The organism is Lentiprolixibacter aurantiacus, from assembly GCF_026241225.1.
Taxonomy (GTDB): domain Bacteria; phylum Bacteroidota; class Bacteroidia; order Flavobacteriales; family Flavobacteriaceae; genus Lentiprolixibacter; species Lentiprolixibacter aurantiacus.
Map to the genome: position 1 here is coordinate 83,721 of NZ_JAPFQP010000002.1, position 23,136 is coordinate 106,856.

Annotated in this window: 23 protein-coding genes; 17 read left to right on the forward strand and 6 right to left on the reverse strand. The window is 44.7% G+C overall.

Annotated elements, in window-relative coordinates; genetic code table 11:
- The first annotated feature begins 53 nt into the window (after nucleotides 1–53).
- Nucleotides 54–1,598 carry a hypothetical protein gene (locus OO016_RS07430; RefSeq protein WP_266012080.1) on the forward strand — a complete coding sequence of 515 codons (1,545 nt, stop codon included), beginning with the start codon at nucleotides 54–56 and terminating at the stop codon, nucleotides 1,596–1,598.
- A 7-nt stretch (nucleotides 1,599–1,605) separates the two neighbouring features.
- Here the strand turns inward: OO016_RS07430 and OO016_RS07435 are convergent, their stop codons facing one another.
- Entirely contained in the window at nucleotides 1,606–2,307 is a 702-nt protein-coding gene (locus OO016_RS07435; protein WP_266012081.1) for an RluA family pseudouridine synthase, read from the reverse strand.
- Nucleotides 2,308–2,310: 3 nt separating this feature from the next.
- Entirely contained in the window at nucleotides 2,311–3,129 is an 819-nt protein-coding gene (gene panB, locus OO016_RS07440; protein ID WP_266012082.1) for a 3-methyl-2-oxobutanoate hydroxymethyltransferase, read from the reverse strand.
- 107 nt (nucleotides 3,130–3,236) lie between these two features.
- Between panB and OO016_RS07445 the strand changes: the two genes are divergently transcribed.
- The 3 genes from OO016_RS07445 (at nucleotide 3,237) to OO016_RS07455 (ending at nucleotide 6,804) form a co-directional block, all read left to right on the forward strand.
- The gene (locus tag OO016_RS07445; protein ID WP_266012083.1) at nucleotides 3,237–3,692 is read left to right on the forward strand and encodes a nuclear transport factor 2 family protein; all 456 of its coding nucleotides are present in this window, start codon (nucleotides 3,237–3,239) and stop codon (nucleotides 3,690–3,692) included.
- Between the two features lie 170 nt (nucleotides 3,693–3,862).
- Nucleotides 3,863–5,773, forward strand: a complete 1,911-nt coding sequence (gene dnaK, locus OO016_RS07450; RefSeq protein WP_266012085.1) for a molecular chaperone DnaK — start codon at nucleotides 3,863–3,865, stop codon at nucleotides 5,771–5,773.
- 107 nt (nucleotides 5,774–5,880) lie between these two features.
- The gene (locus OO016_RS07455; RefSeq protein WP_266012088.1) at nucleotides 5,881–6,804 is read left to right on the forward strand and encodes a hypothetical protein; all 924 of its coding nucleotides are present in this window, start codon (nucleotides 5,881–5,883) and stop codon (nucleotides 6,802–6,804) included.
- A 39-nt stretch (nucleotides 6,805–6,843) separates the two neighbouring features.
- On the opposite strand, the gene OO016_RS07460 is transcribed toward OO016_RS07455, so the two are convergent.
- The 3 genes from OO016_RS07460 to OO016_RS07470 all read right to left on the reverse strand — a co-directional run bounded on the left by OO016_RS07460 (nucleotide 6,844) and on the right by OO016_RS07470 (nucleotide 8,561).
- The gene (locus OO016_RS07460; protein ID WP_266012090.1) at nucleotides 6,844–7,236 is read right to left on the reverse strand and encodes a hypothetical protein; all 393 of its coding nucleotides are present in this window, start codon (nucleotides 7,234–7,236) and stop codon (nucleotides 6,844–6,846) included.
- A gap of 114 nt (nucleotides 7,237–7,350) precedes the next feature.
- Nucleotides 7,351–7,914: a GNAT family N-acetyltransferase gene (locus tag OO016_RS07465; protein ID WP_369413834.1), complete on the reverse strand. Its 564-nt coding sequence runs from the start codon at nucleotides 7,912–7,914 to the stop codon at nucleotides 7,351–7,353.
- Nucleotides 7,915–7,916: 2 nt separating this feature from the next.
- Nucleotides 7,917–8,561 carry an alpha/beta hydrolase gene (locus OO016_RS07470; RefSeq protein ID WP_266012092.1) on the reverse strand — a complete coding sequence of 215 codons (645 nt, stop codon included), beginning with the start codon at nucleotides 8,559–8,561 and terminating at the stop codon, nucleotides 7,917–7,919.
- Nucleotides 8,562–8,624: 63 nt separating this feature from the next.
- Here OO016_RS07470 and OO016_RS07475 point away from each other — a divergent pair, with 63 nt between their 5' ends.
- From OO016_RS07475 to OO016_RS07520, 10 genes are all read left to right on the forward strand, one after another.
- The gene (locus tag OO016_RS07475) at nucleotides 8,625–9,047 is read left to right on the forward strand and encodes a PaaI family thioesterase (protein WP_266012093.1); all 423 of its coding nucleotides are present in this window, start codon (nucleotides 8,625–8,627) and stop codon (nucleotides 9,045–9,047) included.
- Between the two features lie 10 nt (nucleotides 9,048–9,057).
- Nucleotides 9,058–10,122 (forward strand): chorismate-binding protein, encoded by a 1,065-nt coding sequence (locus OO016_RS07480; RefSeq protein WP_266012095.1) that lies wholly within the window; start codon nucleotides 9,058–9,060, stop codon nucleotides 10,120–10,122.
- A 31-nt stretch (nucleotides 10,123–10,153) separates the two neighbouring features.
- Nucleotides 10,154–11,920, forward strand: a complete 1,767-nt coding sequence (gene menD / locus OO016_RS07485; RefSeq protein WP_266012097.1) for a 2-succinyl-5-enolpyruvyl-6-hydroxy-3-cyclohexene-1-carboxylate synthase — start codon at nucleotides 10,154–10,156, stop codon at nucleotides 11,918–11,920.
- A 9-nt stretch (nucleotides 11,921–11,929) separates the two neighbouring features.
- Nucleotides 11,930–12,274, forward strand: coding sequence for a DUF2853 family protein (locus OO016_RS07490; protein ID WP_266012099.1), 345 nt, complete (start codon nucleotides 11,930–11,932; stop codon nucleotides 12,272–12,274).
- A gap of 100 nt (nucleotides 12,275–12,374) precedes the next feature.
- Nucleotides 12,375–13,211, forward strand: coding sequence for a CvfB family protein (locus OO016_RS07495; protein WP_266012101.1), 837 nt, complete (start codon nucleotides 12,375–12,377; stop codon nucleotides 13,209–13,211).
- 154 nt (nucleotides 13,212–13,365) lie between these two features.
- Nucleotides 13,366–13,965 carry an SPOR domain-containing protein gene (locus tag OO016_RS07500; protein ID WP_266012103.1) on the forward strand — a complete coding sequence of 200 codons (600 nt, stop codon included), beginning with the start codon at nucleotides 13,366–13,368 and terminating at the stop codon, nucleotides 13,963–13,965.
- 2 nt (nucleotides 13,966–13,967) lie between these two features.
- Nucleotides 13,968–14,873 carry a 1,4-dihydroxy-2-naphthoate octaprenyltransferase gene (menA, locus tag OO016_RS07505; RefSeq protein ID WP_266012105.1) on the forward strand — a complete coding sequence of 302 codons (906 nt, stop codon included), beginning with the start codon at nucleotides 13,968–13,970 and terminating at the stop codon, nucleotides 14,871–14,873.
- 36 nt (nucleotides 14,874–14,909) lie between these two features.
- Nucleotides 14,910–15,662, forward strand: a complete 753-nt coding sequence (locus OO016_RS07510) for a LytR/AlgR family response regulator transcription factor (RefSeq protein WP_266012107.1) — start codon at nucleotides 14,910–14,912, stop codon at nucleotides 15,660–15,662.
- Between the two features lie 667 nt (nucleotides 15,663–16,329).
- Nucleotides 16,330–18,288: a sensor histidine kinase gene (locus tag OO016_RS07515; protein ID WP_266012109.1), complete on the forward strand. Its 1,959-nt coding sequence runs from the start codon at nucleotides 16,330–16,332 to the stop codon at nucleotides 18,286–18,288.
- Between the two features lie 26 nt (nucleotides 18,289–18,314).
- Complete coding sequence (locus OO016_RS07520) at nucleotides 18,315–18,995, forward strand: metal-dependent hydrolase (protein WP_266012111.1); 681 nt, start codon at nucleotides 18,315–18,317, stop codon at nucleotides 18,993–18,995.
- A 224-nt stretch (nucleotides 18,996–19,219) separates the two neighbouring features.
- On the opposite strand, the gene OO016_RS07525 is transcribed toward OO016_RS07520, so the two are convergent.
- Nucleotides 19,220–20,011 carry an SDR family oxidoreductase gene (locus OO016_RS07525; protein ID WP_266012113.1) on the reverse strand — a complete coding sequence of 264 codons (792 nt, stop codon included), beginning with the start codon at nucleotides 20,009–20,011 and terminating at the stop codon, nucleotides 19,220–19,222.
- A gap of 49 nt (nucleotides 20,012–20,060) precedes the next feature.
- Here OO016_RS07525 and OO016_RS07530 point away from each other — a divergent pair, with 49 nt between their 5' ends.
- The 3 genes from OO016_RS07530 to OO016_RS07540 are packed head-to-tail and all read left to right on the forward strand — an operon-like array spanning nucleotide 20,061 to nucleotide 23,132.
- Nucleotides 20,061–21,113 (forward strand): o-succinylbenzoate synthase, encoded by a 1,053-nt coding sequence (locus tag OO016_RS07530; protein WP_266012115.1) that lies wholly within the window; start codon nucleotides 20,061–20,063, stop codon nucleotides 21,111–21,113.
- A complete protein-coding gene (locus tag OO016_RS07535) occupies nucleotides 21,104–22,051 on the forward strand; it encodes a CPBP family intramembrane glutamic endopeptidase (RefSeq protein ID WP_266012117.1) in 948 nt (315 codons plus the stop codon). The genes OO016_RS07530 and OO016_RS07535 overlap by 10 nt, the downstream gene beginning before the upstream one ends.
- Nucleotides 22,044–23,132, forward strand: coding sequence for an AMP-binding protein (locus tag OO016_RS07540; protein WP_266012119.1), 1,089 nt, complete (start codon nucleotides 22,044–22,046; stop codon nucleotides 23,130–23,132). Before OO016_RS07535 ends, OO016_RS07540 begins: the two co-directional genes overlap by 8 nt.
- The last annotated feature ends 4 nt before the right edge of the window (nucleotides 23,133–23,136 follow it).

The window sequence follows — 23,136 nt, forward strand, 5'->3', positions numbered from 1 at the left end:
TTTTCGATATATTAAAAAACTAATAATCAAGTACTTAAATCTATTTTTTTACGATGACAAATGTCCACAAAGACGCTTTGTTTGTTCTGGTTAAATCCCTGTCGAAATCCGAAAAGCGGCAGTTCAAACTCTATGTGGGCAGATTGGGGGTGAATACGGACGCCAAATTTCTGGCGCTTTTCAACCTCCTGGACAAGATGAAAACCTACAATGAAAAGGTTATCCTCGAGAGTGGCATTGTAAAGAAAACGCAGCTATCCAACCTCAAGGCACACCTTTATAAGCAGATCCTGGTAAGCCTGCGGCTAAATCCGGTGAACCAGAACATCCGTGTGCAGATACGGGAGCAGCTTGATTTTGCCACCATCCTCTATCAGAAAGGTTTATATAAACAAAGCCTCAAGATACTTGAGAAGGTCAAGGGAGTGGCCATTGAAAATGAGGAAAAGAACATTGCCTATGAAATCGTTGAGCTTGAGAAGGTCATTGAAACTCAGTATATAACAAGGAGTATTCCTGACCGGGCCGATGAACTCGCAATACAGGCCAAACACCTTTCGGACCAGAACGCGCTGACCAGTCAGTTGTCTAACCTTTCCCTTCAACTATATGGCATGATGCTCAAACTGGGTTATGTGAGGAACGATGAGGATTTGCAGAAGGTGGAGCGTTATTTCGAAATGCATATGCCTGAGTACAAACCCGAGGATCTCGGATTCCGCGAAAAGCTTTGGTTGTATAAGGCGCATCTCTGGTACAGCTTCCTCCTCCAGGATTTTTTGTCGTGCTACAAATTCGCCAGTAAATGGGTAGACCTTTTCAATGAAAACGAGCGCATGATCTATCTGAATCCTGTCTTTTATTTAAAGGGAAACCATTACCTGCTTGAATCTTTGTTCTTTGTTAAGTACAGTACTCAATTCAGGAGTACCCTTTTGAAGCTGGAAGAAGTAGTAAATCGCAAAAGCTTCCCGAAAAATGACAATATTGCCTCCCTGATCTTTCTCTATGTGAATTCCAATAAGTTGAACATGCATTTTATGGAAGGCACTTTTGACAAGGCCTTGTACCTGGTGAAGATCGTTGAATACGGCATCAATAAACACAGGGACCGTATTGACCAGCATCATATCATGGTGCTCTACTATAAAATAGCCTGTTTGTATTTCGGAATAGGGGATAACAAGACATGCATTGCCTACCTCAAGAAGATCATCAACAACAAGAACCTGAAGATGCGGGAAGATTTAATGTGTTTCGCCAGGGTACTTAGCCTGGTGGCCCATTATGAGGCAGGAATGGATTACCATCTGGAGGTACAGCTCCGCAGTACCTACAAGTTCCTGCTTAAAATGAACGACCTGCACGCTGTACAGAAGGAGATGATCAAATTCCTGAGAAGCCTGGGAGATATCTATCCACATGAACTCAAGGGAGCGTTTCAGAAGTTGTACGACAGGCTCAAGGTATACGAGAACCATCCATATGAAAAACGCGCATTCCTCTACCTGGACATCCTTTCCTGGCTCGAAAGCCACCTGCAGAATAAACCGGTGGCACAGGTTATACGAGAAAAGGCCCTGGCCCTTACCCGTTAACCCAATACTAATCGGACATACATAAATCCCAAAGCAGTCCAGCTGGAGGGGAGGCTGTTATCTCTACCGGTTCCTTTTTCACCGGGTGAACAAATTTCAGTGACCGGGCATGAAGGTGTATACTACCATCCGGATTACTCCTGTCGTAACCGTATTTCAGGTCACCTTTTATTGGGCAGCCAATAGCTGACAGCTGGGCCCGGATTTGATGGTGTCTGCCCGTATGCAGGTTAATTTCCAATAGAAAGTAGCGATCCAGGTTTTTTTTGAGTCGATAGTCTAAAATAGCCAGTTTACTCCCCCCAACCTGATTGCTGTGCGCATACGACTTGTTTTGCTTCGGATTTTTTTTGAGCCAGTGCGTGAGTGTATCTGCTTCTTTTGGAGGCTTTTTCTTTACAAGTGCCCAATAGGTTTTACTGGTCTCCTTACCGGCAAATAATTGATTGAGGCGTGCGAGTGCTTTGGAAGTGCGGGCAAAAACAACTACCCCGGAAGTTGGCCGGTCCAATCGGTGGGCTACCCCCAGAAAAACGTTACCGGGCTTATTGTATTTCTTTTTGATGTAGGCCTTTACGATTTCACTCAGGGGTTTATCCCCCGTTTTATCGCCCTGTATAATATCTCCCGGACGTTTATTAACCGCAATGAGGTGGTTGTCCTCGTAAAGAACCTGAAGGTTCTGATCGTTGCTCAGGGTCTTTATCAAATCCTAGTATTGTTCTTCCTCACTTGGAAAGTCGAGGTTTTTCACGTCAGCAACATACTGTGAAATAGCATTCCCCATTTCTTCATACAGGTTCATGTAACGCCTCAGGAATCGGGGGTTGAATTCGTGGGTCATCCCCAGCAGATCGTGGATCACCAGTACCTGCCCGTCCGCATACCGCCCTCCACCTATACCTATGGTGGGAATGCTCAGTTTTTCAGAAACCTTCTTTGTTAAGGCTGCCGGTATCTTCTCAAGCACAATGGCAAAACAACCGAGTTTTTCCAGAAGAAGGGCATCTTCTAATAGTTTCTCTGCTTCTTCTTGTTCTTTGGCCCTTACGGTATAGGTTCCAAACTTGTAAATGGCCTGTGGGGTAAGTCCCAGGTGTCCCATTACGGGGATACCTGCATTGAGGATCCGCTTTACTGATTCCTTTATTTCAACACCCCCTTCTACTTTGACTGCATGTGCACCGCTTTCCTTCATAATGCGAATGGCAGATCTGAGAGCTTCCTTGGGATCACTCTGATAACTGCCAAAAGGCAGGTCAACCACCACAAGGGCACGATCTATAGCCCGTATAACCGAAGTGGCGTGATAGATCATCTGATCAAGGGTAATAGGCAGGGTGGTTTCATGCCCGGCCATTACATTGCTGGCCGAATCACCTACAAGAATTACGTCTACTTTTGCTGCGTCAACAATTTTGGCCATTGAATAATCGTAAGCCGTAAGCATGGAGATCTTCTCCCTATTTTGTTTCATTTCTATGAGCGACTTCACAGTCACTCTTTTGTATTCTTTTTTGGCTGTAGACATGCTTGGTTTGTTAGATCCATAAAGGTACGGAGAAATGCATAATTTTTACCAAGATTTGAGCTGCCTGACAATTATTCCCTAATTTACCAGCCTATAAAACTAACGTCATGAATAAAATTATAGTCCTCATATTTTTAATCGGAACCCTGACCACTTACAGCCAGCAGGAAGCTGAGATGGAAGTACGGAAAACCATCGAGCGTTTTTTCGAAGGTTTTCACAATCAGGATTCCACGGTGATGCGATCCGTACTGGCAGCTAACCCCATTTTGCAAACCATAGGGGAAAACCCTGAAGGAGAAGTACGTGTTCGCCATGTCCCTTTTGATGCCCTGATCAAGGCAATTGTCAGCATACCGGACAGTGTAGCTTTTGAAGAGCGCATTAAATCTTATAAGATCAGGATAGATGGTCCTATGGCCAATGCGTGGACTGCTTATGAGTTCTGGCGCAACAATGCCTTCAGCCATTGTGGGGTAAATTCCTTTCAGCTTTATCACGATGGCAGTTCCTGGAAGATCCTCTACCTTATCGATACCCGTCGTAAAGAAGATTGCCCTTAACCCTCGTTTTTTATCGCAAATTTTGATCGTTAGCCCTGGCATAAAATCATCAGGGTTTGGCAACAGATAATGACATCATGTCAGTTTTACGGTATTGGCATATTGTTTGTCGTTTCCATGGCAGCTTGTACAATCAGTGCAACGGCAAACACTAATTTAAAAGAAGCGAAATGAGCAAAATTATTGGTATAGATTTAGGAACAACAAACTCCTGTGTTTCTGTGATGGAAGGGAATGAACCGGTTGTTATCCCCAATGCTGAGGGGAAAAGGACCACGCCTTCTGTTATCGCCTTTGTAGAGGGCGGTGAAATTAAGGTGGGAGATCCGGCCAAGCGACAGGCGGTGACTAATCCTCACAAGACTATATATTCTATCAAGAGATTCATGGGGAACAAATACTCAGAATCCAAGAAAGAAGCAGACAGGGTACCTTATAAGGTTGTAAAAGGAGATAATGACACTCCAAGAGTGGATATTGACGGACGTTTATATACACCTCAGGAATTGTCGGCCATGATACTTCAGAAAATGAAGAAAACGGCAGAAGATTACCTGGGTCAATCCGTAAGTCAGGCGGTGATCACAGTACCTGCATACTTCAATGACGCCCAGCGACAGGCTACAAAGGAAGCTGGTGAAATTGCAGGACTCAAGGTTGAGCGAATCATCAACGAGCCAACTGCCGCATCGCTGGCATATGGACTGGATAAGAAAGATACAGACCAGAAGATCGTTGTTTTCGACTTTGGTGGAGGTACACACGATGTGTCCATCCTGGAGTTGGGAGACGGCGTGTTTGAGGTATTGTCCACTGACGGAGATACACACCTCGGTGGAGATGATGTTGATCAGAAAGTGATCGATTGGCTGGCTGAAGAGTTCAAGAATGACGAGGGTATGGACCTCAGGGAAGACCCTATGGCTCTGCAGCGTTTGCGGGAAGCGGCTGAAAAAGCGAAGATTGAGCTGTCTTCATCTTCCCAGACAGAGATCAACCTGCCTTACGTAACAGCAACAGCAAGTGGTCCCAAGCACCTTGTACGCAGCCTGTCACGCGCTAAATTTGAGCAGCTGATAAGTGATCTGGTTAAACGTACAATTGAACCCTGCGAAGCGGCACTTAAGGCTGCAGGGCTGTCTAAGAGCGATATTGACGAGATTATTCTGGTAGGTGGTTCAACAAGGATACCTGCAGTACAGGAAGCAGTGGAGAAGTTCTTCGGCAAGAAGCCTTCAAAAGGGGTTAACCCCGATGAAGTTGTTGCCGTGGGAGCTGCCATTCAAGGTGGTGTACTTACAGGAGATGTTAAAGATGTATTGTTGTTAGATGTAACGCCATTATCTCTTGGAATCGAGACCATGGGAGGTGTAATGACCCGTCTTATCGAGGCCAATACTACCATCCCTACCAAGAAATCACAGATCTTCTCTACGGCTGCGGATAATCAGCCCTCCGTTGAGATCCATGTACTTCAGGGTGAACGTCCTATGGCCGGTGATAACAAAACCATTGGCAGGTTCCACTTGGATGGTATTCCACCTGCACCCAGAGGAACACCTCAGATCGAAGTAACCTTCGATATTGATGCCAACGGTATTATCAAGGTTTCCGCTACGGATAAGGCTACTAACAAGACACAGGATATTCGTATTGAAGCTTCTTCAGGATTGACCGAGGAAGAAATTGAGAAGATGAAAGCAGAAGCTGAGGCTAATGCCGAAGCGGATAAGAAAGCCAAGGAGGTAGCGGATAAACTCAACGAAGCAGATGCTATGATCTTCCAGACAGAGAAGCAACTCAAAGAGTTTGGAGATAAGCTTTCAGACGACAAGAAGAAGCCTATTGAAGAGGCCCTCGAAGGATTGAAAAAGGCTTACGAAACCAAGGATGTGGATCAGATCAGTCCCGCACTTGAGAAGATCAATGAAGCCTGGAAAGTAGCTTCCGAAGAAATGTACAAAGCTCAGGCCGAAGCACAACAGACTGGTGCTTCTCCTAACGGAGAGGATACTGCCGGAGGAGGTGATGCCAAGGAAGGAGACAATGTAGAGGATGTAGATTTCGAAGAAGTGAAATAAGCCGGGTTAATCCATATATACATACATTTACAGGGAGGGGTCAGTTGGCCCCTCTTTTTTTGGTACGTCTTTTGACATAACCCTTGAATAAAGACTAACTTTGTGATATGCTTAAACGGTTGATAAACACCTTCCTTGTTTCTTTAATATTCTTCTCTACAGGAATTGCACAGGAACCCCAGCTATTTAGCCGCAAGGATTTTGACCTCAGGGGCCCGGTTAAGAATTGTCTAGTAATCACCAGCTATGGACAGGAGGAGTTCGAGTTTAACCCGCAGGGTTTACTGACCAAATCAATAACCCGCTTTTCTGAAAAAGATTACAGCATAACCTATTACAAATATCAGGATTCCCTTCTACTGGAACAGCGTAATGAAAATTATATGCAGGGCCAACTGGATGAAACTACCTCCATAGCTCATTTCTACACCAGGGATACCACATCAAATAGGATTACTGAACGCATCTATTCTTATCAGAAGGAGTTTTTGGATCAGTATGAATATATATACAACGAGGAGAACAGATTGATACGGATTATTCGTTCCAATGAGGAGGGTGTAGATGAAACCGAAATCACTTACATCGCCGAAAATGACGAAAATACGGTTACTTACACCATTAATGGGGTAATTCAAAAATCCATCAAGACTACTGTTAAGAATAAGGAAACGCCTGAAGAACAAGAACTTGTATTAACCAGAGAATACCTGGGAGGCGTGCCTAACAGGGCCATTGAGGTGGTAAGGGATAATGAAGGTTTTATACGCTCTTCAAAGGAATTTTTCTTCGATGCCGAGAAAGAGGAATTTAAATTGAGGCAAAGAAAGGATTTTGAATACGATGCTGAGGGTAACCCGAGCAAAGAAACCATCCTGCTGGGTCGGGCTAAATCCAGCAAGGCATACATTCATCAGTTAGATGGCAGTGAATTCAGGAACTGGATCAAACAGATTGTAACACCGGACAATACCTACAAAACAAGAAGGATAACCTATTTTGAGTCAGAAGAAAAAACAAAGGAAAGGTAGATTTCAACTGTTTTTGGCTTGAGAATCGGAAGTAACCATTTATTGCGATGAGCCATCACCAGCAATACTGCATAGATCAAGATTCTCCAGGATGCTATAGGTTTTCTCCATGGCCCTCTTTGAATAGTACCGGCCCATTTTCCAGTCAGCGGGATCTTTAGCTTCTTCAAGGTTTTCAATACCTAGTTCTATGGCATCCATTGCTCCTGTACAACCGCAATCTCCTACAAGGCTTTCTGTCTTTTCCAGTGCCTCCAGAGCCCTGGCTGCATAGTATTTCTGATGATCAAAATTATGGGCTTTAAATGCCTTTTTAGTATGCGAGAGCCCATAACTAGCCGAAGTGTAAGCATCTGCACAGCTGGATTTTGGGGTGGAGGAACAAATGAGAGAAACTAAAACGGTAAGGATTAATAAGAATTTGGGATTCATTTATTTATAGTTTGGCAGGGGCAATATGTTGTCAATTTTCTGATATCCCAAATCTTTGTTGTGAATTGGACTGGCGCAGTGGTCAATTGCGCAGTATGAGCTATCAGATTATTCCTACATTCCTGCTCGTTTGTATTTCGACTGCCATTCTTCCCTCAGCAGTCCATAACAACAGGTATTTCGCTTATAGCCTTCATCCAGGTAAACGTTTTTGCGCAGAATTCCTTCCAGCCTGGCGCCCAGTTTTTCTACCGCTTTGCGCGATGCTGTATTTCGTTCATCAATACGGAATTCCACTTTTTCAAATTCCATATCTGAATAGGCATAGGTGAGCATCAGATCCTTCATCGAGGTATTCAAACCCGTTCCGTGAAATTCCCTGCCAATCCAGGTAGCTCCTATGTGCAGTACCTTGTTTATCCAGTCGATATGCATGTAACGTGTACTTCCCGCAAAGGCCTTGATTTCCTTGTCGTAAATAATAAAGGGGATTGCCTTTTTGGATTCCCGGGCTTCCAGAGCTCTGACCACATAATCCCTGAAACCCTGTGGATCTTCCACTCTTCCGGGCGAATAGCGAACCAGGCCCGGTTGCGAAGCGATCTTTGCGAGCTCCAGATAGTTTTCCATGCTGAGGGGTGACAGCCTTACCCGGTCATTTTCAAGTGTGGGCTGCATATTCATGGGATCACCTTATGGATTATTTCTTTCTTTAATTCATGACCTCCCTCAAAGGCCATTAACTGTGCCCTGCCAGCAAAGATGGTGTTCAGTTTTGCCTGTTCACGGGCCATACGCTCCGGATTTAAATAGGGATCCTGATTACCGTAGATAAATGTGATTGGGGTTTTAGTACTGAGAAAATTAAAAGAATTCTCGTCGAGTTCCTCGGGCAGACCTCCTGCATAAAGGATCAGTTTTGCAGGCTTGATTTTGCTGTAAGCCACATACCGGCTGGCTATGGACACTCCCTGGGAGTATCCAAACACAATTAGATTGCAGTTTTTCGGGATTTTTTCCGCCTGCCATACACCATCCAGGTAGGCCATCACATTCTCCTTTTCCAAAAGGGTGTTTTCGCGCGTAAGCCAGCTCGCCCCCACATGTTTGTATTCATTGTTCAGGTAGTATTTTGAGGGGGCCTGAGGGGCTATAAAATAGTGTTCTTCTTCAGCAAAATCGGCAAAATACCTAAGGAAATACCGGCTCAGAAAACCGATGCCGTGGAAGACCAGCCAGACATATTTGGTCTTTTCTGTAACTTGGTTCAAGGTGGAATAAGTATTCCGGTTGCTGTAGACTACATCTTTCTCCTGTACCTTCATGGGCTAAATATACACTAAACCTCCTTGTGAATTCGAATGCCTATTTTTGCAAAAAAAATATCAATGGAGGAATACAAAAATAAAATACTGGCGGTCTGCAATGAGGTATGTAAAAATACATTGATGGAAACGCTGGATATAAGTTTTGTGGATGTAGGTGAAAATTACCTGGTGGCCAGAATGCCCGTTAGCCCGAAAGTTCACCAGCCAGACGGCGTATTGCACGGTGGGGCAACGGTAGCCCTTGCAGAGAGTGTGGGTGGCGCTGCTTCCTATGTTTTTCTGGACGGCAAAAAATACTATGTGCGTGGTATTGAAATTGCTGCCAACCATGTCAGGAGCGTCAAAGATGGTGATGTATTTGCCAAAGCAACCATCGTGCATAAAGGAAGGACAACCCAGGTCTGGGAAATACGCGTTACCGATGCCCAGGACAACCTGATATCGCTCTGCAAGCTAACTACTATTGCAATGGAACGGTCTTAAAACTTCCATAATGGAACTATTTAACCGCCTAAAAAAACATTACAGGGAGGGCTTGCCTTTTGTTTTATATCGAAAGCCTGGTAGTTCCGTTTGCACAGCACTCATGCAGAATAGCGATTCTCTCGACACTACAGTGGACTTCTCTGAAACCGGTTTTGTAATGGCCCCATTCAGCGAGGGTTTGCCTGTGATCAGGGTCAGGCCAGATGAAGTCCTGACGGAAAAAATCAGAACTGCGGGAGATCGCATGCCCTTTTCAAGGTTTATGGAGCATTCCGGGCAGTCTGGTAAAGCGGAGTATATTGACAGGGTTCGCAAGGCTCTTGAAGTAATTAAGGCAAAAGAGCTTCAAAAAATAGTGCTGTCACGAAAAATTTCGATTAATCTAAAGCCTGATCCTTTCTATACTTTCCAGGTTCTGCTCAGGCAATTTCCTGAGGCCTTCTGTTATTTTCTCTACCACCAAAAAACAGGCATATGGATGGGTGCCAGTCCGGAAACATTGCTCAGGTATGGCAAGGATGAAATTAGTACAGTATCCCTTGCGGGAACCCAGAAAGCAGTAAAAGGCATGGATCCTGTATGGAGCACCAAGGAAAAGAAGGAACAGGCCTATGTTACGCGTTTCATAGAGCAGGCCCTTGATGGTCTTGCAGGGTCCCTGGATATTTCGGGTACCGAAACGGCAAAAGCCGGAAACCTCCTGCACCTTAAAACCGTAATTAGGGCAGGGGACCTCAAAGCAGGGCTGCGTCAATTTATCCACGCATTACATCCAACCCCGGCTGTTTGCGGGATCCCCGCAGATAAGGCCAGAGCTTACCTGTTGGCCAATGAAGGATATCCCAGGGCATATTACACGGGTTATCTCGGCGAGTTGAATTGGAATGAGGACAGGAACAGCCATCTCTTCGTTAATCTCAGGTGTATGAATTTGCTGGATGATCAGGTGCATGTCTATGTTGGAGGGGGCCTTGTTGAGGGTTCCGATCCTGAACAGGAATGGCAGGAGACGGTTAACAAAAGCGAATCCATGCTGCACCTGTTCAGGAATTCCGCTGAGGGATTGGGATAGGAGACTTAGCTGTTGTATTTTTGCACCTTCTATGAAGTACTCCTCCATTCCTGCTGCTCAGGCCGTTGTGATGCATTGTAAACACAGCGGGATCCGGCATATCGTAATTTCTCCCGGTTCCAGGAATGCGCCGCTGGTACTGGGATTTACAAATGACCCTTTTTTTGAATGCTACAGTGTTGTAGATGAACGGTCGGCTGCATTCTTTGCCCTTGGGATGGCACAGCAATTAAAGGAACCGGTTGCCGCAATCTGCACATCAGGAAGCGCGCTGCTGAATTATTATCCGGCAGTTGCCGAGGCCTTTTACAGTGATATTCCCCTTGTGCTTATCTCTGCAGACCGTCCTTCGTACAAGATCGATAGGGGAGATGGACAAACCATCAGGCAGGACAGGGTTTTCGACAGGCATATTGCTTATTCAGCCCATCTTCGGCAGGATGTTACGCATGCCACCTCAACTATAGCTACCCTGGCACCTCAGATGCTGGAACAGGATAAGGATCTTGAAAGCATACAGGAGGTAGTGGGGCAATATAATTATGCAGAGTTGCAACGAGCGCTGCAAACGGCTTTGCAACAGAGTTCTCCCGTGCATATTAACGTGCCCTTTGAAGAACCTTTGTACGGGCTTAGCGCAGACATCAGCGTTGAAAACCCTGTGTATCCAACTGAAGCACCTTCACAACGTGCAATAGGAATTGAAAAATTTTCCCGGGTATGGAGAGAATCAGGCAGGAAAATGATCCTAGTAGGGGTTAATCCCCCCGGGCAGATAGAGCAGGAACTTCTAGATAGATTAGCGGAAGACTCCACCGTGCTCATCTTTACCGAAACTACTTCAAATCTCCATCATACGAATAGCTTTCCGAGTATCGACAGCATAATAGCACCGATTGAAAAATCAGCTGATCCCAACCAGGATTTTGAAGCCTTAAAGCCCGAGATCCTTTTGACTTTCGGCGGTTTGATCGTATCTAAAAAAATCAAAGCATTTCTGAGGGAATTTAAGCCGCAGTTTCACTGGCATGTACATCCCATTAAGGCATACGATACTTTTTTCAGCCTGACACATCATGTAAAGTCCGATCCCAATACATTCCTTGAGCAGCTTTTACAGGACTATGATGATGTTCCGGGTAGCTATCGCGATTCCTGGTTACCGCGAAAGAGTTATGTGCGGAGAATGCGGTCCCGGTATCTTAAGCAAATTCCATTTAGCGATTTTAAGGCCTTTTCGCATTTAATGAATAGTATACCGGCCGGTTATATGGTTCAACTTGCAAATAGCTCAACGGTTCGCTATGCACAGTTATTCGATATGTCTCCGGCCAACCCGGTATTTTGCAACAGGGGTACCAGTGGGATTGATGGGAGTACTTCCACGGCTGTGGGTGCGGCTTTACACTATGATAATCCAACCCTCCTGATATCCGGCGACCTCAGTTTCCTTTACGATATCAATGGTCTCTGGAATAATTATTTGCGTCCGGATTTGCGAATTGTAGTGGTGAATAATGGAGGGGGAGGTATCTTCCGTATCCTTCCGGGAAAGGAGGAAAGCCCGGAATTTGAACAATACTTTGAGACCCCTCAAAAACAATCACTCGGTTCTATCTGTGCCACATACGGACTTGAATATTGTGAGGCTATTGATGAGGAAAGCCTGGTAAGGGAACTGTCTGATTTTTACAATCCCTCCAGAACACCCAAATTGCTTGATATTCGAACCCCCAGAACTCTGAATGACAAAATTTTGCTGGGATACTTTGAATTTCTATCTTCGAACAAATCATAACAGTATACAATGCCTAGCAAGAAATCTGAATTAATAGTCAAATACCAGAAAGACCTGCGGGAGAAGTTCAATGTGGAACCGGATATGGAACTTCTTGGTAAAGTGACAGATGGACTGGGACCATCTATTTATAATCGGGATTCATCCACGGTATCCGGAAGCGATATCAAAGAACTGGAGCGGGTAAAGAACAATTTCCTGATCAAGAAACTGGGTCTGGCAGACAGTCCGGAACTTATGGAGGCTATAAATGCGGTAATGAAGGAATATGGTACCTCGGTTAGGACCAAATATCGGGCTGTGGTGTATTACCAGCTTACCAGGCACTTCGGCAGGGAAGGTGAATACAACTAGGTCTGCTTTCTAAATGCTGGAATTCGGTATTTTTCCTTTTGTATAAAGCAAATTAACACTGTCCTTCTGTAAGTGCAAATTCTGAATTAGACTTAAATCAATGATAGAACTGGGGAACTATAACACCCTTAAAATATTGAGGAGTACACGGGTGGGCCTGTTCCTTGGAGATGCCGATGTGGATGACCTCTTGCTACCCAATAAATATGTCCCTGAACATTTTGAAATTGGCCAGGAACTCCGGGTTTTTTGTTATCTGGACCAGGAAGAGCGTCCGGTAGCCACCACAGGCACGCCCAATATTACACGAAACTCCTTCGCTTTCCTCGAAGTTGCAGAAGTAAATGATTATGGTGCTTTCCTGGATTGGGGCCTGGATAAACATCTGTTCGTGCCCTTCAGGGAGCAGCCAGACAGGATGGAGTCTGGCAAGCGCTATGTGGTCTATTGTTTCCTGGATCCAAAATCCCAGAGACTGGTTGCTTCAGGGCGCTGGTGGAAGTTTTTAGACAACACTTCCCTGGAACTCAGAGCAGGTGAAAAAGTGGAATTAATAGTTGCCAGGCGCTCGGATTTAGGCTGGGATGTGATCGTAAATAACAAGCACCGCGGCCTCGTATTCCACAATCAGGTTCACAGAAAGCTGCAAACAGGGGATCGTTTGCCGGGCTATATCAGGCAAATAAGGGAAGATCAAAAGCTGGATGTCGTGCTGGAGCCATTGGGTAGGGAAAAGCTAGAACCCGCTGCCCTTAAAGTCTTTACCCTCCTTGGTGAAAGGGGAGGAGTTCTTCACCTTCACGATAAGTCGGACCCTCAGGAAATAAGGCAGCAACTGGACATGAGTAAGAAGACCTTTAAGAAAGCGATTGGCACATTGTACAAGCAAAAAAAGATCGAAATCCGAACCGATGGCATTTATCTTGTTGCTCAATAGTATAAGCTCATTTTAATACTAAAATGAGTACTGGAAATTTCAGGCAGGTCATTCCGAAACAATTGAAGAACAATACTTCACATTTATCAAGCTGAATATTTTGTTGAAATTGAGGAATTTGGTTATTTTTAGCATTCCCTAAAAACAAAGCCGTATGCCATTTATTGAGGAAAGCGATTTATTGGCCCTGCACAAAGACATCGATAAGGCGCAAATAATCAATGAGCGTCTTCTGGACCAGATAAAGTTTAAGAACAAAGAACTCAAACGAAGCAAGATACAGAGGAATATTTTTGCCGGGATTACGGCTCTGTTTCTTGTTGGAATACTTGCCATAACATCTTTTACTGCCGGATATACCAGCTCCAACAAGATTGATGATCCCAACCTGGTAGTCGCTTCGCTTGACAGTCTTAAAATTGTTGAGTCGCGCATCAATAACCTCAAGAGACAAAATGAAGAGTTGAGCCTTGTGAGGGAATTTTATCTGGCCAAGAATTTCCTCGAGAAACAAAAGATATATTCTGTACAGATCCAGTCATTTGTTGACAATAATGTTACCCTGGCTTCGGAAGCACTGACCAATACCTTATTTGTGAAAACCAACCCCTATTATTCTTATTCCCTGGGGACATTTGAGACCCTTGAGGAAGCTCAGGAATTTCGCAAGCAGTTGGTAAGTATGGGCTTTAATGATGCTTTTGTCGCGTCCTATCAGGATGGTAAGCGCCTTCAAATTGAAGATCCCTTTTAGCATTGAGTAAATTCAAAACCTGGGTTTCAGCTGCCCGTCTGAGGACGCTTCCTCTTTCTGTTTCCGGAATACTTGTTGGAACTGCCATTGCCAAGAGCAGGGGTTTTGAAGATCATACCATTTTTTTTCTCGCTTTATTGACCACTTTAGGGTTCCAGATCACTTCAAATTTTGCAAACGACTATGGAGACGGAGTAAAGGGGACAGATAATGAGCAGCGACTGGGACCAGCCAGGGCACTACAAAGCGGGGCCCTTTCCAGGAAAGAACTGGAATACGGAATTGGAATAAGCATCTTTTTTAGCTTATTGTTTGCAGGAGCCCTGTTGTATACATCCTTTGGTTTGGCTTCCTGGGAGTATCTGCTCCTCTTTGGGGGCCTGGCCCTTTTGAGTATCTGGGCGGCAGTGCGCTATACAGTAGGGAGTAAGGCTTACGGCTATTCCGGTCTGGGCGACCTCTTCGTTTTTATGTTTTTTGGTCTGCTTAGTGTACTGGGTACTACATTTCTGTTTACAAAGAATATTGAGGCTAATGATTTCCTGCCTGCCATCACCATAGGATGTTTAAGTACTGCTGTATTGAACCTTAATAACCTCAGGGACCATTTCGGGGATGCCCGTGCAGGCAAACGCACGCTGGTGGTGAAAATTGGCTTTGAAAACGGCAGGTATTACCACGTGATCCTGATCCTGATCGCCCTTCTCACCTTGTTTATCTATGACATGAATTTCAGGTCCTGGACAGCTTATCTCAATTTGCTTGCTTTTGTCCCACTGGGGATACATCTCCTTAAAGTTATACGGGTAAAGAATCCGCGGCACCTCGATCCAGAGCTAAAAAAAATGGCTTTGAGTACCTTTGCCCTGGCCCTGATCTTCTATTTCCTGAATGATAAATTTTTGTAACTTTGAGAGGAATCAACTTACTAAACTTCACATAATTTGGAACGACCCGTTAAGATACTTATCGTTGAGGACAATGTGATCATCGCAGATGATATGCAGTCCATGCTGGAAGAAATCGGTTATGAAATAGTAGATAATGTTATTGTATACGAGCAGGCAGAACAGGTATTGAAGACCAAGGAAGTAGACCTGGTACTAATAGACATCATCCTTGCCTCAGACAAAACCGGAATCGATCTGGGAAAACACATACGTGATAACTACAACATCCCCTTTATTTTTGTGACTTCCAACTCGGATCGTGCCACTGTTGAGAATGCCAAAACTGTTAAACCTAACGGTTACCTGGTAAAACCCTTTGAACAACAGGACCTGTACACCTCCATTGAAATTGCCCTATCCAATTTTGATTATTCAGGGAAATCAGAAACTGCGGCACCGCCTTCCAGCGATGACAAAATAGTTTCCAACTCAGTTTTAAGGGATTCCATATTTGTGAAGAAGCAACACCTGTATTACCGTATACAATTTGGGGATATTCAATATATAAAGGCAGATAATGTATACCTGGAGGTACATACGATCGATAAGAAATTCCTGGTAAGATCGCCTCTTAAGGATTATCTGGAAAAACTTCCCAAGAACAAATTCTACCGCGCTCATAAGTCGTACATCGTCAATGTAGATCATATTGACGCCATAAATTCAAAGGATATTATGATCAACAATAAACTGATCCCGATATCCAAGGATTTTAAAGAATTTATCATTTCAGCGATGAATTCCTGACCTTGTAAGAAATCGGAAATAATGAGCCAGTATCTCCACTAGATACTGGCTCATTTCTTTTTTACCGTTGTTCACCACAGCTTTTGGATGGTTTACAACAATAATTTCTATTCCCGAATTTCGGCTTCTATATTTGGATTGTATTTGAAACAGTAAATTTTTTTCATTTTCATATAGTGTTCTCGTAAAAGAGGCCTTCCAGTTGGAAGGTCTTTTTTTATTGACTCTATCGATAAAAAGCATAAAAGTCCGGTGAAATGCTATTTGCATGGCATTTGGAGCATTTCACAACAAGAATCGTCCAGTTCACAACATATTTCCTCCGGCAAAGCCCTGAAATTCTATATTTAAACCCGAATAAGATCCCCAAATCTTACCATTTTTTCCTTTAGTTTGTGAAAGGCTATGCACCTCTGTATAGCCTTTTATATTGGATCAAGGACAACCTCTTATGTTAGGCAGGGTCCTGCCGGGATGTTCTGAAGCGGATTGCAGCATACAGGAAGCTTCTCGCATCAGGTAGCACCAAAGGTGTAATACCCTTTAAAAACCTGCCTTAAGGCCACAACAAAAGGGTGTTGCATTCGTTACACTAAGGGAGATGATTTTCTCTTAGGGGAACAACCTGCTAAATCTAAAGGAATGGGGAGAAATTCCCGCTTGAATTATGGTAAAACCGCATAGAAAGCTTATTCTACTTTTCTGCTTTCTCGCTGTGTTCAGTGCAATAGCACAGGACATGGTGACTCCACCGGATAATTTACTCAGGGAGTTCAGGAATACTTCTGGCAGTGAAGCCCGTTTTGAGATCTTTTTTAATGCGGAAGATCGCTATGCCGAAAATTCTGCTTATGACTGGCTGGATGCTCTGAATGTTTTTGCCAATAATGCCGCAGCGAATCAGGATTCTGTAGCCATGCGTCATTATAAACTGATGCAGGCCCAGGCCTATTTTGATTTGGGCGACTACGAAAAAAGTGAAGCCTTTGCCCAGGACCTCTATAACGAGAATGAAAATCTTGAGCGGGATCACATGGAGATCTTGCTGAACCTTTTGGATATAAATTACGAACGCCTGGGACTCTATGCAAAACAAGTTGAGGTTCGTCAACAAAAGCGCGACAGGGGTTTTACCGAGAATATTACTTTCTACGATATCTATTCCAATCTGGGTCTTCATCGCAAGGCGATGAAATACTACATAGATGAGGAAAAAGCAAAAATAGCCGAGGACGATTGGTATGGTCAGGCCGTCTACAATAACAATATTGGGAATTACTTGCGCCTGGACCGGTCTCCATCCACAGCAATCTCCTGGCTTTCCAAGGCCGAGGGCTTTGTGAATGTCTTTCTGAATGATAAGAGCCGTGCCAAAACCGATGAGCAAATTAATAAGGCGCATTTACTCCATGGCATTATTGAAGCAAACCTCGGTAAATGCCATGTGCAATTAAACCAACATGAAGAGGCTATTGGCCATCTTGAGAAAGGGTTAAGCAGCATTAAAGAATACAAGGGTGAAAATTATTCTACAGAGGAGATAGAGTGTACCCTGGCCCTGGCAGAAAGTCATATCCAACTGGGTAATTATAGCCTTGCTACAGACTTGCTGTCTGCTCCTTTGGAATTAAGCAAAATTCAATATCAGAGGAAACGCAATCGGTTGTATGCTCTCTTTTATGAAAAGACCGGTGATTTTGAAAATGCCACCAGGTATCTGAAGAGAAATACTAGAATTGCGGACTCTTTGGACCTTACCTACAATGCACTCCAAAAACAGCAACTGGCAGTGGTGGCCGGACGAGATATTGCCAATGAAAAAAGAAAGCTCGATCAGCAAAAATTGCTGAACGAACAAATAAGAAGAAATATGGAAGCCCAGGAAGGGAAGACCAACCTGGTTTTTATTTCACTGATCTTTACACTCCTTGGTTTTGCTGGGCTGGTATATGCCTACCTGAAGAGTATCAAAAACCAGCGACTGATTGCAGAACAGAACCACATTATCGAGGCATCGCTCGTTGAAAAAGATTCCTTATTAAAAGAGATACACCACAGGGTGAAGAATAACCTGCAAATGGTATCCAGCCTGCTTAGCCTTCAAACTAAAAACACACGTAGTAAGGCTGCTATTGAGGCCCTGGAAGAGGGCAAGAGCAGGGTAAAGGCAATGGCCCTGATCCACCAGAAGCTTTATCAGAACGACGACTTGTCTGTAATTGAAATGCAGGGCTATATCGAAAGTCTCGTAAACAGCGTACAATCCGTTTTCAAGAAGGGAGGCCATAACATCAATATTACCATAGACGCAGAAGGGGTGGAACTGGATATTGACCGGGCTATTCCTTTTGGTCTTATCCTCAACGAGCTGGTTTCTAATTCCTTTAAATACGCCTTTCCCGATGATAAGGAAAATGGTAAAATCTACATACACCTAAGGAAAAACGGGGACCAGGGATTCTTCGAATATATGGATAACGGGGTGGGGCTGCCGGAGGACACCGAAGAGCGAACGCAGTCCTCCATGGGGATACGCCTGATGAACCGACTGGTCAATCAGTTGCAATCTACGCTTAACATAGATAAAACTGCAGACGGAGTTCGTTTTTGGTTCAATTTTAAATAACTTTAAAGGACTAAATATGAGCTCTCATGAAAATTACTTTTTTGGGCCACGCCACTTTATTGGTGGAAACAGAAGGCCATTCCATTTTAGTTGATCCTTTTATTACCGGAAATGAAAAAGCAGCAGGGAAAGTTGATATCAAGGACCTGAATCCTGATTTTATTCTCCTGACCCATGCCCACCAGGACCATATCCTGGATGTGGAACCCATTGCCAGTCAGTCCGGGGCAACCATCGTCAGCAATTATGAAATAGCCATGTACTATCAGGCCAAAGGTTTTGATGTACATCCGATGAATCATGGTGGCACCTGGGAATTTCCTTTCGGGAAGGTGAAGTATACCCAGGCCGTACACACTTCTTCTTTTCCGGATGGTTCCTATGGTGGGCAACCAGGAGGATTTCTCCTGAAGACTGAAAAAAAGATCGTGTATATAGCCGGAGATACTGCGCTAACCCAGGACATGAAACTAATCCCACTCTGGGGCAAGGTGGATCTTGCAGTACTGCCTATTGGGGACAACTTTACCATGGGTTTCACCGATGCCGTGATCGCTTCTGATTACATTAAGTGCGACAGGGTAATGGGGTACCATTATGACACCTTTGGTTATATTGAAATTGACCGGGAAAGGGCAAAGGCGAAATTTGATGCTGCAGGAAAGAGACTCCACCTCCTGGAAATAGGTGCAAGCCTGGACGTTTGATCAGACAAGCTTTTCAGATGCCTAAATTGTAGCTATTGAATGGTCTACCCTCCATCAATGGTGAGCATGGTACCCGTTACCATATCGGAGTGTGAACCTGTCACAGGTATAGGATGGCCGCAACTATATCCCTGATAGTGGCTACTTTTCCAACCGGTATCCTGTTGAGCACTCCCGCAAGGTATTCCGGATTGTCCAATCATCTGTTCTTAATGAAACTTAAATTAAACAACCTGGGATTTTAAAACCACCTTATGAAGCAACCTGGGAAAGAAGCGCTTCAGGTAAACACCCCTGACCTCACCCTTGCCAATATAGGCCTCAAACTTCTTTTTTTGAACCGCCTTAATGAGTCGATTTGCAAATTCAGCTGGTGTAAGGCCGTTGGCTGTCGCTTTATCCTGGTAATTCTGTGCAGAGCCGTCAGCAGTTAGTGCATTACGAGCAATATCGGTTTGAACAAAGCCCGGGCACACCAGGGTTACACCAACACCGTCTTTTTCATGCTCCATGCGCATTACATCAAAAAAGCCGTGGAGGGCATGCTTGGCTGCACAGTACCCGGAGCGTAAGGGAGAGCCAAACTTGCCCATAAGTGAGGTAACTGTGACATAATGCCCGGATCCCTGACCAATAAAATAGGGCAGAAGGGTCTTACTCAAAGCTACAGTACCCAGGTAGTTCACATCCATCAATTGTTTATAAACACTCAGTTGGGTATCCACGATCAGGGATCGCTGACTGATCCCTGCGTTGTTAACTAAGATATCGACCCTGCCGAAAATTCCGATAGCCTGCCGCACAGTGTCCTCCATTGTGTCCGCCTCCATCAGGTCCATCCTCAGGCAGCTCACCATTTCGGGAAAAGGGCAGTTTTTAGCCACCATCCTGAGCTTATCCTCACTGCGCGCTGAAAGGATTACTTTGTTGCCCAGTTTATTGAAGGCATAGGCCAGGGCTTCCCCTATACCAGAGGATGCCCCCGTAATCCAGATTATTTTGTCTTTAATTATCATTTCAAATCTTAATTGGACCTAAAATATAGTAAATTTGGGGGCATAGTAGATGAAGGCTCGCTACATTAAATACCTCCTGAATTTTAAGGTGCCTGGTGGCACATCCAGAGGGATCCTCACGGAAAAGGAAACCTGGTTCCTCTTATTGCAACAGGGTAATTCTGTTGGGATAGGGGAGTGTGGGATATTCCGTGGTTTGAGCTATGACGACCTGCCGGATTATGAGGAAAAACTAAAATGGGTTTGTTCCAATATCCATTTAGGCAAAGACCAACTGCTTAAGGAGCTGGCCGAATATCCAAGTATACAATTTGGACTGGAACAGGCCATGCTTTCTTTGGGCAGCGAGAATCCCTTTGTGCTATTCCCATCCGACTTTACCGCGGACCAGGACACCATACCAATAAACGGCCTGATCTGGATGGGTGATCTGGATTTTATGCAGCAGCAAATCCGTGATAAGATTGAACAGGGCTTTAAATGCCTGAAACTAAAGATAGGAGCACTGTCCTTTGATGCTGAATTGGAACTGCTGGGACAAATTAGAAAAGAGTATTCCGCCGAACACCTGGAATTGAGGGTAGATGCCAATGGGGCTTTTCATCCTGAACAGGCCCTGGAAAAACTTAAAGCCCTGGCCCGATTGGATTTGCATTCGATTGAGCAGCCCATAAAGCCGGGGAATACCGAAGTAATGTCCGTATTGTGTGCAGAATCGCCTTTGCCCATTGCTCTGGATGAGGAATTGATCGGGATAACCGATGTAACAAAGAAGGCTCAGCTCCTACAAACAATAAAACCGCAATTCATTATCTTAAAGCCCGGCCTGGTTGGCGGGTATTCCGGTAGCGAAGAATGGATTGGTTTGGCAGAAGGACTGGATATAGGGTGGTGGATTACCAGCGCCCTTGAAAGCAACATCGGCCTTAATGCCATTGCGCAGTGGACCTATACATTAGGAGTCGGCATGCCACAGGGATTGGGCACTGGTGCACTTTTTACGAATAATATCGAATCACCCCTGGCTGTTGAAGAAGGCAGCCTGAGGTATAAGCAGGATAGTTCCTGGAACACTGAAGTAATTTCTAAATTATGTATATAGAACAAGGATATAAAGGATATCACGAACCCTGGAGATATGTTGTAGGATTTCTGGCGGTTTTCATTGGCTGGCAACTTATTGGAGCCCTTCCCTTAACAGCCGCAGTGGTTATCAAATCACTGGGCAGCGGTTCTTTCCCTACGTCCATTGGGGGCATGGCCGATTTACTTGGGGCCAACCTGTTTCTTTTTCTCATGCTTATCTCATTCCTTATTGCATTCGTCTTTCTCCTTCTGGTGGTGAAGTTCCTGCACCGGCAACCCTTAAGGGCACTCACTACGGAAAGGAGTAAAATAGACTGGAAGCGGGTGTTCTTTGCCTTTGGACTCTGGGCCGTGGTTAGTGTTTTCTTCATGTTGCTTGATGTTTACCTTTCTCCGGATGATTATGTCCAGAATTTTGAATTGCGCCCCTTTTTGATCCTGTTAGTAATTGCAGTTGTTCTTATTCCTGTACAAACGAGTTTTGAGGAATATTTCATGAGGGGATACCTGATGCAGGGTATTGGTTTGATGACCAAAAAGCGCTGGATTGCCCTCTTGGGTACCTCATTCCTGTTCGGGATCCTTCACATCTTTAATCCTGAGGTAGATAAACTGGGTTATGGAATCATGGTATTCTACATAGGAACCGGACTGTTCCTGGGTATATTAACCCTTATGGATAAAGGGCTGGAGCTGGCGATCGGTTTTCATGCGGCTAACAATTTGCTGGCTGCTTTACTGGTCACTGCAGAGTGGACTGCTTTTCAAACCCCCTCCGTTTACAAGGATGTTTCTGACCCTGAATTGGGCTGGGACGTTTTTATACCGGTGCTGGTGGTATACCCAATTATGTTGTTGGTTTTCAGAAAACGCTACGGCTGGACTAACTGGAAAGACCGACTAACCGGTGCAGTATTACCTCAATCAGAAATTGAATCCGCTACTGATGAATAAAGAAGAAACCCTTGTACATCCTGCGTTCCGACTAAATGGTATTAAATACAGCCATGAGGCATTGAAAGATGTGGCTTACAGCCTGATTAAGGAAGGAGAGCCTTTTGAACAGCAAATAGGCGATTTCCTTCTGGACTGGATCCTGGATACAGATACCATACTGGTCACAACTTCCGGGGCTACCGGGAGGCCTAAGCGCGTTTTTTTGAAAAAGGAGCAAATGGCTAATTCTGCTCGTGCTACCGGTGAGTATTTGAATCTTAAAGAGGGAGATACTGCCCTCTTATGCCTTCCTGCGGATTACATTGCCGGAAAAATGATGCTGGTCAGGGCTATGGTTCTGGGATTGTCAATTGATTTTGAGGAACCCACTTCAGACCCGCTTTGGACCAATCTAAAAGACTACGATTTCGTTGCTATGGTGCCCATGCAGGTACAGAATACACTTTCCAGGCTCGATAGGATCGGTACTTTGCTAATAGGTGGGGCGGCTGTATCCGATACGCTTAAGGAGTCCCTGCAATCCCTTAAATGCCGCGTATATGAAACTTATGGAATGACTGAGACCTGTTCTCATGTTGCGTTAAGGAAGCTAAATCATCTCGAAAAGGAGCAGTTGGAAAAGGGAAATCCATTTAAGGCCCTGCCCGGAATATTGTTCTCCAGGGATGAACGCGGTTGTCTGGTAATTGAAGCCCCGGATCTCTGCCAGTCCGGTCAGGTGACCAATGACCTTGTGGAGCTTTTGAATGATCGTGAATTCTACTGGCTGGGGAGATATGATAACGTGGTTAATTCCGGGGGGGTCAAACTCATACCTGAGGTAATCGAAGATAAATTGAAAGCGTTTATTGACGAACCTTTTATACTGGGCGGCATTCCGGATGCAAAGCTAGGTGAGGCTCTCACCCTGGTCCTCGAGGCGGAGCATATGCCGGATGATATTCAGCAACGCCTGGATAAAGCCAAAAAACTGGAAAAGTACGAGCGCCCTAAAAAGATTGTTCACCTCGGTAGTTTTCCAAGGACTGAAAACGGAAAAATTAAAAGGGGAGAGGTGCTTAAACAGCTTCTTCCTTAGATGT

Bases quoted from the DNA above. Each gene is read 5' to 3' on its own strand.
- OO016_RS07430 (WP_266012080.1), top strand. From the start codon at position 54: ATGACAAATGTCCACAAAGACGCTTTGTTTGTTCTGGTTAAATCCCTG.
- panB (WP_266012082.1), bottom strand. From the start codon at position 3,129: ATGTCTACAGCCAAAAAAGAATACAAAAGAGTGACTGTGAAGTCGCTC.
- OO016_RS07445 (WP_266012083.1), top strand. From the start codon at position 3,237: ATGAATAAAATTATAGTCCTCATATTTTTAATCGGAACCCTGACCACT.
- dnaK (WP_266012085.1), top strand. From the start codon at position 3,863: ATGAGCAAAATTATTGGTATAGATTTAGGAACAACAAACTCCTGTGTT.
- OO016_RS07455 (WP_266012088.1), top strand. From the start codon at position 5,881: ATGCTTAAACGGTTGATAAACACCTTCCTTGTTTCTTTAATATTCTTC.
- OO016_RS07460 (WP_266012090.1), bottom strand. From the start codon at position 7,236: ATGAATCCCAAATTCTTATTAATCCTTACCGTTTTAGTTTCTCTCATT.
- OO016_RS07465 (WP_369413834.1), bottom strand. From the start codon at position 7,914: ATGCAGCCCACACTTGAAAATGACCGGGTAAGGCTGTCACCCCTCAGC.
- OO016_RS07470 (WP_266012092.1), bottom strand. From the start codon at position 8,561: ATGAAGGTACAGGAGAAAGATGTAGTCTACAGCAACCGGAATACTTAT.
- OO016_RS07475 (WP_266012093.1), top strand. From the start codon at position 8,625: ATGGAGGAATACAAAAATAAAATACTGGCGGTCTGCAATGAGGTATGT.
- OO016_RS07480 (WP_266012095.1), top strand. From the start codon at position 9,058: ATGGAACTATTTAACCGCCTAAAAAAACATTACAGGGAGGGCTTGCCT.
- menD (WP_266012097.1), top strand. From the start codon at position 10,154: ATGAAGTACTCCTCCATTCCTGCTGCTCAGGCCGTTGTGATGCATTGT.
- OO016_RS07490 (WP_266012099.1), top strand. From the start codon at position 11,930: ATGCCTAGCAAGAAATCTGAATTAATAGTCAAATACCAGAAAGACCTG.
- OO016_RS07495 (WP_266012101.1), top strand. From the start codon at position 12,375: ATGATAGAACTGGGGAACTATAACACCCTTAAAATATTGAGGAGTACA.
- OO016_RS07500 (WP_266012103.1), top strand. From the start codon at position 13,366: ATGCCATTTATTGAGGAAAGCGATTTATTGGCCCTGCACAAAGACATC.
- OO016_RS07515 (WP_266012109.1), top strand. From the start codon at position 16,330: ATGGTAAAACCGCATAGAAAGCTTATTCTACTTTTCTGCTTTCTCGCT.
- OO016_RS07520 (WP_266012111.1), top strand. From the start codon at position 18,315: ATGAAAATTACTTTTTTGGGCCACGCCACTTTATTGGTGGAAACAGAA.
- OO016_RS07525 (WP_266012113.1), bottom strand. From the start codon at position 20,011: ATGATAATTAAAGACAAAATAATCTGGATTACGGGGGCATCCTCTGGT.
- OO016_RS07530 (WP_266012115.1), top strand. From the start codon at position 20,061: ATGAAGGCTCGCTACATTAAATACCTCCTGAATTTTAAGGTGCCTGGT.
- OO016_RS07535 (WP_266012117.1), top strand. From the start codon at position 21,104: ATGTATATAGAACAAGGATATAAAGGATATCACGAACCCTGGAGATAT.
- OO016_RS07540 (WP_266012119.1), top strand. From the start codon at position 22,044: ATGAATAAAGAAGAAACCCTTGTACATCCTGCGTTCCGACTAAATGGT.